This is a genomic window from Campylobacter concisus (assembly GCF_002913745.1).
Taxonomy (GTDB): Bacteria; Campylobacterota; Campylobacteria; order Campylobacterales; family Campylobacteraceae; genus Campylobacter_A; species Campylobacter_A concisus_R.
Genome location: NZ_PPCG01000034.1, coordinates 93,804 through 101,408, shown reverse-complemented (window position 1 = coordinate 101,408; position 7,605 = coordinate 93,804). Strand labels below are relative to the sequence as shown.

Annotated in this window: 7 protein-coding genes; 3 read left to right on the top strand and 4 right to left on the bottom strand. The window is 40.4% G+C overall.

The genetic code is table 11. The features are described 5' to 3' along the window. The first annotated feature begins 52 nt into the window (after positions 1 to 52). The 3 genes from CYO90_RS05140 to CYO90_RS10215 all read left to right on the top strand — a co-directional run bounded on the left by CYO90_RS05140 (position 53) and on the right by CYO90_RS10215 (position 1,845). Positions 53 to 490 (top strand): cytochrome c3 family protein, encoded by a 438-nt coding sequence (locus CYO90_RS05140; protein ID WP_103578710.1) that lies wholly within the window; start codon positions 53 to 55, stop codon positions 488 to 490. Beyond that, on the top strand, positions 487 to 1,194 hold the full coding sequence (locus tag CYO90_RS05135) for a cytochrome c3 family protein (protein ID WP_103578709.1): 708 nt from the start codon (positions 487 to 489) through the stop codon (positions 1,192 to 1,194). The genes CYO90_RS05140 and CYO90_RS05135 overlap by 4 nt, the downstream gene beginning before the upstream one ends. A 327-nt stretch (positions 1,195 to 1,521) precedes the next feature. Continuing rightward, entirely contained in the window at positions 1,522 to 1,845 is a 324-nt protein-coding gene (locus tag CYO90_RS10215) for a helix-turn-helix domain-containing protein (protein ID WP_181000215.1), read from the top strand. Here the strand turns inward: CYO90_RS10215 and CYO90_RS10210 are convergent. From CYO90_RS10210 to CYO90_RS05110, 4 genes are all read right to left on the bottom strand, one after another. After that, complete coding sequence (locus tag CYO90_RS10210) at positions 1,832 to 1,996, bottom strand: hypothetical protein (RefSeq protein WP_181000214.1); 165 nt, start codon at positions 1,994 to 1,996, stop codon at positions 1,832 to 1,834. The genes CYO90_RS10215 and CYO90_RS10210 overlap by 14 nt on opposite strands. A 185-nt stretch (positions 1,997 to 2,181) precedes the next feature. Continuing rightward, positions 2,182 to 3,069 carry a methylenetetrahydrofolate reductase gene (locus CYO90_RS05125; RefSeq protein WP_103578708.1) on the bottom strand — a complete coding sequence of 296 codons (888 nt, stop codon included), beginning with the start codon at positions 3,067 to 3,069 and terminating at the stop codon, positions 2,182 to 2,184. 66 nt (positions 3,070 to 3,135) lie between these two features. Continuing rightward, positions 3,136 to 5,409, bottom strand: coding sequence for a 5-methyltetrahydropteroyltriglutamate--homocysteine S-methyltransferase (metE, locus tag CYO90_RS05120; protein ID WP_103578707.1), 2,274 nt, complete (start codon positions 5,407 to 5,409; stop codon positions 3,136 to 3,138). Between the two features lie 506 nt (positions 5,410 to 5,915). Next, a complete protein-coding gene (locus CYO90_RS05110; protein ID WP_103578705.1) occupies positions 5,916 to 7,412 on the bottom strand; it encodes a C69 family dipeptidase in 1,497 nt (498 codons plus the stop codon). Positions 7,413 to 7,605: the final 193 nt, after the last annotated feature.

Here is a 7,605-nt window from a genome sequence, read left to right as displayed (position 1 = left end):
GTTTTTCACTGAAATTTGACGTTAATAAAATTTTAAAAGAAAGGAAAAGGGTATGAATAAGCTTAAATTCATCGCTATTTTTGCCTGTTTATTTTCGCTTCATCTCTTTGGTGCTGATATGCCAAAGGGCGATCTAAACGTCACAAAAGTAGTAGTCTCTGATGAGCTAAGAGCCAAGTATAAGATCAAACCTCATCATGAACACCTAAGCTTTGACTGCGTTGATTGTCACCAAAACCAAGGCGATGATCCTAGCAAATTTAAAGCGATCGGCGACGCTGGCTGCCTATCCTGTCACAAGAGTAAAAAGCTCTTAGCCGAAAGGCTAAAATTTATGGATACTCTAAAGGCAAATCCTCACAACTCTGTTCACGATGGTCCGACTTTGTACTGCGACGAGTGCCACAACGAACACAAACCATCTACAAACATGTGCTCTGAGTGCCATGAACACGAGGTGCCACAATGGATGAACGGAGTAACACCATGAAAATTTCAAAAAAATTACTAGCGCTTATAATCTTCATAAGCGGAATTGTTGGATTTTTAGTCGTTTTGCCAGTTCATTACGCACTTGATGAGACGAGTGGGGATAAATTCTGCATCGTTTGCCACGAGATGGATCCTATGGTGATCGCCTACAACGACGACATCCACAGCGGCAAGGGCAAAACTGGTATCAAAGCAAGATGCGTGGATTGTCACATACCGCATGACAACATCGCAAAATACGCCCTAACAAAGGCGAAAAACGGCATTTTAGAGGGCTGGGTGCATTTCTTTGGCGATCCTAGCGCGATTGACTGGCACAAAAACCTCAAAAACCGCGAGCATTTCGTCTTTGACAACGGCTGCACAAGCTGCCACACAAACGTGATAGATAGCAACAACACTTCAGCGCAAGCTCAAAAGATGCACGCTCACTACAAAAAGTTCCTTGACACTCCTAAAGAGCTAAAATGTGTAAGCTGCCACTATGACGCAGGTCACAGCGCTGGCTTTAGAAACTATCTTGAGTATTGGAAGCCGTCATATAAAATTTATGATAAAAAGATGCTTGAAAAGAGGATCGAAACTAAGCAAAAATTCTTCAAAGATGAGTACAAACCTACAAAAGACGAAGAGGAATTTTTAAAACAAAAGGCTGAAAAAGACGCCAAAAAACCAGCTGGTGGCGGTGGTCTAGCTGGCTAACAAAGAAGCTTTGCTGCTCTTAAGCGACTTTTGGCAAAATATCATCCTAAATGCATCGCTTTACCGCTTTGGGTTTAGGATGATGCAGCTAAAAAGCGCGTGCTCAGTCATCAAGGACTTTGAGCGCAGCAATGGATAAAGAAATTTAAACCTTGATCTGGTTAATTTTATAAGAGATAGCCAAAACATCATTCCCATTATGCTTTTGCGGGGCGTTAGCGTCCCTAGCGTTTTTAAGAGGATTTACTACGTTTTGTCTGAAGAGTTTTTATTTCATGTTTTTAGGCTTTGAAAGGTACTTTTAGGCTCTAAATTTAAGCTAAATCTTTGACAAAAACTCCCAGTGTAGCAAGAAAAGAAGACAAGGCCATCTATCTTGACAAAAAAGAGAGCCAGCTGCTTGAAATTTTATGCAAAAACTCTCCCCATGTCGTCACCTACGACAAGATAGATCACCACCTATATAAAAATGAAACCTTATCGCAAGACCGCATAAGATCGCTCGTGCGAGAGATAAGAGCTAAGATACCAACTATCTGCCTAAAAACCGTGAGAGACACTGGATATAAGGTGGAGCGAGTGTGGGGGTTAGTCAAATTTAGATCTTATTTGAGGGCTAAATTTCTATACTTTTGGATCAAATTTGCTTAAATTTGTAAAAACTCTTGCCTTGTTTGGCTATTTTGACTTCAACGATTTTCACAGCACCTTTGATAAATTTGTCTTGCCAAAGCACCGCCCTTTTTTCTCTTAGCAGTTTGCCGTATTCGTGTATCTCGTCAAATTTCTTACATAAAGCCATATCATTTTTGCTATAGCAACTTTTTAAAAATTTGCAAAGCAGTGGACAACCGACCTTTAAAACAGCTTGTGATCGCTAATTATTACAACTATTCTGTGTTGATTTGTGGCACCATTGCACCATCAAAAAGACTTTTTTAGAAAATTTACGAAAGAATTTGTAGAAATTTATAACAAGAGCTGGCTTTACACCAACTCTCTTATATTTTTTGTTAGCTCCAGGCTCGCTTCGATCTCGGCACGTTTTGCCATTACGCTTTCAACATTGACGCCGACATTTATGCCAAGCTTTTTAGCAAAATTATAAAGCTCTGCGAAATTTTCAAGGCAAATTTGCGATGCCGTAGCTAAAAAATCATCACTTTCAAGCATCCTTTTTTCGCTCTTTTTATCAACGCTTATGCCAAGCCACTTGATAAACTCTAGCGTTTTTGTATTGCCGCAAGTAGTAAATGTCAAAATAATAGGTAAATTTAACCCGCTTTTTGCCACGCTTGTTAGTAAATTTTTAGCCAAATTTATATCAAAAACCGCCTGCGAGATGAAAAATTTCGCCCCCATTTTGGCCTTTTGACTCATCCTTTGCTCTTCATCACCTTTTTTAGCATGCCTCTCAGCTATGCAAACACCGCCCACTACAAGCTCTTTAAACTCATCTCTAGCGATCTCATAAGCACGCTCTAAGCTCATTTTAGGCTCTACCTTGCCAGAAGCAACGCCAACAAAAACATTTATATCGCTACTACTTTTGGCTAAATTTGCTCTAAATTCGCTCTCATTATATTTGTTCGCGACCCTATAAAAGATGCTTGATGTCTTTAAATTTAGGTATTTTGAGTAGTAAATTTCAGGGCTTAATGTATCACTAAATTCAAAAGTTCGCTCGCTTTTTATGCGGCTACTTTCATCTTGGATCTCGTAAAGTACCAAGCCATCAGCCTGCACATCTGTAATCCTCTTGTCCCATTTTGCAGCGATCTCTTTAAGCTTTGCCTCGTCAAATTCAGCCTTTGGAGGCGTTAGGCCATAAAGCACTATGCCACTTTCATTGTTTATGATCTTATCTTTTAACATTTTCTAACTTTTTTTGAAATTTAAACGGAGTTTAGCGCCTAGGCCTACTAGACGCTAAAATTTGGATTATAGACCTCTTACGATCTTGACGGCTTCTACCATATTTTTAAGGCTTGGCTCGACCTCTTCCCATTTTCTAGTTTTTAGGCCGCAGTCAGGGTTGATCCAGAGTTGATCTTTTGGCAAGACTTCAAGCAGAGCTTTGATCTGAGCGACGATCTCCTCGACACTTGGCACGCGTGGGCTGTGGATGTCGTAAACGCCAGGTCCGACCTCTTGTTTGTAGCCAACGGCTTTGAAAATTTTAAGTAGCTCGTTGCCACTTCTTGCAGTCTCGATACTGATAACATCAGCGTCCATAGCCTCAATAGTCTTAATAATATCGTTAAATTCAGAGTAGCACATATGCGTGTGGATCTGAGTTTTTGCCTCTGCCGAGCTTACTGAAAGCTTGAAGCAATCAACCGCAAATTTCTCATAAGCTGGGATATTTTCAGCTCTTAGCGGATAGCCCTCTTTAAACGCTGCCTCATCGACTTGGATCACTCTGATGCCTGCATTTTGAAGGTCTGCGATCTCGTCGTAGATACAAAGTGCAAGCTGTTTTGCTACCTCGCTTCTTGGTAGATCGTCACGCACAAAGCTCCAGTTTAGCATCGTTACAGGACCTGTTAGCATGCCTTTCATTACGTGTTTTGTGATACTTTGAGCGTATTTCATCCACTTAACAGTCATCGGCTCTGGGCGGCTTACGTCACCAAAAAGAAGTGGTGGCTTGACGCAGCGGCTGCCGTAGCTTTGTACCCAGCCATTTTGGCTAAATGCATATCCGCTGATCTGCTCGCCAAAATATTCAACCATGTCGTTTCTCTCTGGCTCGCCGTGTACTAGCACGTCTAGGCCGATATCTTCTTGAAATTTCACGCAGTGATCGATATATTTTTTGATGCCTGCTTCATAAGCAGCTGCGTCGATCTCGCCTTTTTTGAAATTTTGGCGAAGTACGCGAAGATCAACCGTTTGAGGGAAGCTACCTATCGTTGTTGTTGGCAAAATGCCGTATTTTAGTGTTTCGCGTTGAATTTTGATACGGTCTTCAAATTTCTCGTCACGCTCAAATTTGCTTAAATTTTTGATACGTTTTTGAACGCTTTCAGAGTGGATGAGTTTTGAAGTAGCGCGAGTTTTAACAGCATTTTTATTCTCTTCGTAAATTTTTGTTTCGCTCTCATCAAGCTTCTCGCCGTTTGCTAGTTTTGTGATGATCTTGATCTCATCAAGCTTCTCAACCGCAAAGCTTAGCCAGCTTTTGATCTCTGGGTTTAAATTCTCTTCATATTTTAGAGTGTATGGTACGTGAAGAAGCGAGCATGAAGTGCCGATGTAAAAGTCTTTGCCGCCTATTTTCTCTGAAATTTCACGAACAAGTTTTACCTTATCATCGATGTTGCTTTTCCAGATATTTCTGCCGTCGATCACGCCTGCAAATAGCGTCAAGTGGCTATTTTTGATAGTCTCAAGTGCCTCGAAATTTCTCTTGCCGTGGATGAAGTCAAGTGCGATGCCGTAAATTTTAGTTTTAGCCACTTCGCTAACTGCCTTGATCGCATGCTCAAAATATGTTGCAAATACGATCTTGATGTTATTTGCAACGCCTGTTAGCTCGTTATAAACCTTTGTGATAAGTGGCAAAAGGTCGCTTTCGTTTTTGTCAGTTACAAAGATTGGCTCGTCAAACTGCACTAAAATTTCATCATCAAGCTTAGAAATTTGCTCAAGTAGCTTTTTATACTCGCCTACAAGCGCGTCTAGGTGCTTAAATGGGCAGCTGCCATCAGTCGTCTTTGAAAGAGCCAAAAATGTGATAGGACCGATCAAATTTACCTTGCCTTTTACGCCGTTAGCCTTCGCCTCTTTGTATTCATTTAAAATTTTGTCTGCTTTTAGGTTAAATTTGCTCTCGCTGCTAAGCTCTGGCACGATGTAGTGGTAGTTTGTGTTAAACCACTTTGTCATCTCCATAGCAACGCCACTTTTGTTGCCTCTTGAGCAAGCAAAATATTGCTCCAAGCCGTTTAAATTTGCAAATCTTGGAGGCGTAGCGCCAAAAGCGATGATGTTATCAAGCATTAGGTCGTAAAATGAAAAATCATTAACGCTAATAGCCGAAATGCCAGCGTCTTGTTGATATTTCCAGTGTCTTTGGCGAAGCGTCTTTGCAGTCTCTTGCAAATTCTCTTCGCTAAAGCCCTCTTTACCAGCCCAAAAGCCCTCTAATGCGCGCTTTAACTCTCTTTTTTCTCCGATTCTTGGAAAACCTAAAACATAACTTTTTATCATTTTTATCCTTTTTAAATTTCTTTTTAAATTAAAACTATGCAGAGCACAGCCACCTTGAATATTTTTATGCAGGTATATCCCTACAACCCAACCCCCCCCCGCACGTTCAATGTTGTTGCGCTGCGCACAAGTCTAGGTCACCCAAAACATGGTGGATGACACCCGCTTCTTCTTAAACTAAAGTAAAATTTATAAAAAACCCTACTAAAAAGATCCTTGCCAAATTTCAGGCATTGCTTAGCTTTGCTATTAAAAATGCAGTTACAATGCAGCGGACCTGCTAGCAAAAATGGATTTATCTCAATGTGAAAAAATGTAAAATCATTTAAAAATTTGCGTGTTTTTTGAAAATCGCTGATATGTTTTTTGCCGAGATTAATGAGCTTTACGCATGGGACAAGGCATCAGCGTTTTTCCTTTGTAGTGAATTTTTGCCGCATTATAAACGCTCTTTGCCAAATTTTTGTTTAAAGTTTGGGCGCTACTAAATTTCGCGCCCAGAGTTTTTAGTCTTTTTTGCCTTTGTTTAGGGATTTTAGCTTAGCATCCATATCAGCTGTAAGCATAGTAAAGACCTTGTTTGTAAGCTCCTGAGTTAGATCTTTAGCCTCTTGCATAGTCTTTTGGCTAAATTCATTTAAGAGTTTGTCCGCTTTTTTCTTATCTTTTTTATAAAGTTTGACGTACTCATCTTCAAATTTAGCCTGTTTTACCGCCAACTCTTTTTCAAATTTAGCGTAGGCCTCTTTTACCACTGGCGAATACTTCTCATAATCAGTCATCACAAGGGTTTGAAGCTTTCTATAAACCCAGTAAATCGAAGTATCATCAGCGTCATATGAGCCATCTGAGTAGCCTTTTATAAAGCCATCAAGCCCCTCATAATACGGCAAATAAACGCTAAGATCAGCCATACCAAGAGCGACGTAGGTCACACGGCCGATCTCTTTTGGTAGCCATGGGCGCACCTGCATGACGTGAGACTCGTATGTTCTAAAGACGCTTATAGCGCGGTAGATGTTTTTCTTATCTTCATCTTTACTAGCGTAATTATCAAACGGCGTGCCGTTGTAGTGGGCTCTCATCGCAGCTTTTAGATCCTCAACACTTAGTTTTTTCTCTGGTTTTAAAAATACTGGGAATTTTTGACCATCGGCGAAGTCTTGTTTTAGGCTTGGGTTAAACATACTTTGCACCCAGCAAACGCGTGGGTAGTTGTAAGTCACATCTCTCTCATCGTCCCTTGTATAGGCCTTTGTGAAGTTAAATTCGCCGTCTTTTGCAGGGTCATAAGTCTTGTTATCGATCGCAAATTTGATGACATCTTTTGCTCCCATGAAATTTGGATCATTCTCTTTATAAGCGTGAAGTCTGCCTTGGTTTGCAGTGACGAAGTACTCATCTTGTGGGATCTTTGAAGCGATCCACTTATGACCTGTGCCAGTTTCAAAGTACCAAAGCTCGTTTGCATCGACAAATACCACACCAAAGCCCTCTCCAGCGCCTTTTGTCTCCACTATCTCACCAAGAAGCTTAACGCCCTCTTTTGCGCTTTTGATGCGTGGCAAAAGCACGTCTGGGATGTCATCTTCTGTGATGCCGGTTTCTTCGTTGTATGGATCAACTTTTAAAAGCTCATCTTTTGCATAGATAGTCTCAGTGCCACTAAGTCCAACGCCAGCCTCGTTGTAGCCGACTGCTCCGTGAAGTTTTGTGTGTGAATTTGCGATAGTTGTGTATCTCATGCCATCTTTTGGGAGTGGATATGTAAAGTCATTTGCGCCGTCATGCGCCTTTGAGCTGTGCATGCCAGTTTGGTTTTTCGTAGCTGGATGTATCAAAAAGACTTGTGCCTTTATAGCCTTGCTATCAGCGCTTCTAGCCACTAACATAGAGCCGTCGTTTGAAGCTTTATCTCCTACTAAAATGGTAGTGCATGCCAAGCTACTTGTGCCTAAAATCGCACTCATAGCGACGATTGATGCGAGAATTTTCCCTTTCATTTTTACTCCTTTAGTAAAATAAAATTTTCATATGTAATTATATGCCAAATTTAATAATTTAATTCTAAATTTTAAAACTTTTTTAAGTTAAATGTAAATTTATTGCAAATTTTGTCTAAGTGAAATTTAAATTTTCTAAAGGATTTTTCGCTATAATCCAAATCTTACGCACTTGCGTATAAAATTTCAAAAA

What these genes read in the sequence shown, in the direction of transcription:
- CYO90_RS05125 (WP_103578708.1), bottom strand. Translation starts at nt 3,069, where the DNA reads ATGTTAAAAGATAAGATCATAAACAATGAAAGTGGCATAGTGCTTTAT.
- CYO90_RS05110 (WP_103578705.1), bottom strand. Translation starts at nt 7,412, where the DNA reads ATGAAAGGGAAAATTCTCGCATCAATCGTCGCTATGAGTGCGATTTTA.
- CYO90_RS05140 (WP_103578710.1), top strand. Translation starts at nt 53, where the DNA reads ATGAATAAGCTTAAATTCATCGCTATTTTTGCCTGTTTATTTTCGCTT.
- CYO90_RS05135 (WP_103578709.1), top strand. Translation starts at nt 487, where the DNA reads ATGAAAATTTCAAAAAAATTACTAGCGCTTATAATCTTCATAAGCGGA.
- CYO90_RS10210 (WP_181000214.1), bottom strand. Translation starts at nt 1,996, where the DNA reads ATGGCTTTATGTAAGAAATTTGACGAGATACACGAATACGGCAAACTG.
- metE (WP_103578707.1), bottom strand. Translation starts at nt 5,409, where the DNA reads ATGATAAAAAGTTATGTTTTAGGTTTTCCAAGAATCGGAGAAAAAAGA.